Source organism: Effusibacillus pohliae DSM 22757 (assembly GCF_000376225.1).
Taxonomy (GTDB): Bacteria; Bacillota; Bacilli; order Tumebacillales; family Effusibacillaceae; genus Effusibacillus; species Effusibacillus pohliae.
The window spans coordinates 1-1,313 of sequence record NZ_AQXL01000009.1 but is presented as its reverse complement, the minus strand read 5'-3'; the positions used below and the strand labels follow the sequence as shown (position 1 = coordinate 1,313).

Genomic DNA, 1,313 nt, shown 5'->3' with positions numbered 1-1,313 from the left:
GGGCAGTGAATGTCAACCATTCCGAGACCCAGCATACAGGAGGCGCTTTTTGTTTTGCAAACCGCATTTTAATTCATCACAGGAATAGCTCCTTTGATTGTAAAACTTATTATGAAGTGGGCAGGCGTTGATGGTATCGTGCCCTAAGAAAAGGATATAACCATCTGTAAATTCAGTCTGTTAACCGTTTAGCAGTCGTTGGACATTTTTCGTGCAATCCGGACACCATCCCGCAGCCTCCTCATGACGACGGCGGGCCTGCTCCGCAATCAGCAGTTCATCAGCTATCTGCTCTGCCAATCTGTTCCTGCCGTATCGCACTCCCTTTCCGCTCACAACTTCAACGTGACCGTCTTCACCTCTGAGTAAAACCCGAAGCTGTGTCGCCCGCCTTCACGGCCGATACCGCTTGCTTTTGCCCCGCCAAACGGCGGACGCAAGTCGAGAACGTACCAACAGTTGACCCACAACAGTCCCGAGTTGACCCGCACCGCCACGCGGTGACCGCGCTTCAGGTCGTTGGTCCACACCACTCCGGCCAGTCCGTACAAAATCGTTGGCAATCCGGATCGCTTCTTCCTCGGTTTTGAACGGAATGACCACCAATTCGGGACCGAACATTTCTTCCTGTGCCACCCGCATTTTGTTATTGACATCGAACAAGACGGTTGGCTCGTAGAAGTTGCTTCCGGCACTCCTTTCTGGATTGGCGTTCCTTGTTTCTTTAACGCCTTAGCTCATTCTTTTGTAATGTCGCTCCGCACGACTTCATTGGGCGTGGACGTGTTCATCACCTCTTTGTAGAAGGAGTCTTGCGTGCGCATGACGTACTTGATGCCTTTTTCATGCAGATACAGGATGAAGTCGGCCGATGGAAAGCCGCGATCAAACGGAATCAGATTGGCAATATGGGACTGTTCAAAACTCAGCAGCTTTTCAATATTCCGTTAGCTTTTCAATATTCCGTTTCGCCAAATTCCGTTCGTTGTCGTGATAGCGGCCCAACCAGGTGCTGATGGCGATTTTATTCTCAATATCAAACAGATGGGACGAAAGGGCCCGCGCCACTCGGAAGCCTTCTTTATAGGTGCTGGCAGATCCCAGGTTTGTTGGGTCTCTTCCGTTGGGGGACTTCCATGATGCTTCCGTACATGGCTAACAGACGGAACCCTTTATACGTTTCAAAATCGTCATCTTTATAAAATCCCCGGACGTCTCATCGTGTAGCCGCTCACGCTATTTGGCGGTGAATTTCTCACCGCCATTGTCGTGAGCGCTCTACCGTCAATCCGCCAGCCGAGTGAGCGCTGTGT

1 protein-coding gene and 1 pseudogene are annotated in these 1,313 nt (G+C 51.0%); both read right to left on the bottom strand.

All coding sequences use genetic code 11. The features are described from left to right. Positions 1–332: 332 nt before the first annotated feature. Positions 333–684, bottom strand: a pseudogene (locus C230_RS0100095) (aldehyde dehydrogenase family protein); the annotation flags it as partial. Positions 685–936: 252 nt separating this feature from the next. Further along, positions 937–1,068, bottom strand: a complete 132-nt coding sequence (locus C230_RS23495) for a hypothetical protein (protein ID WP_018130084.1) — start codon at positions 1,066–1,068, stop codon at positions 937–939. Between the last annotated feature and the right edge of the window lie 245 nt (positions 1,069–1,313).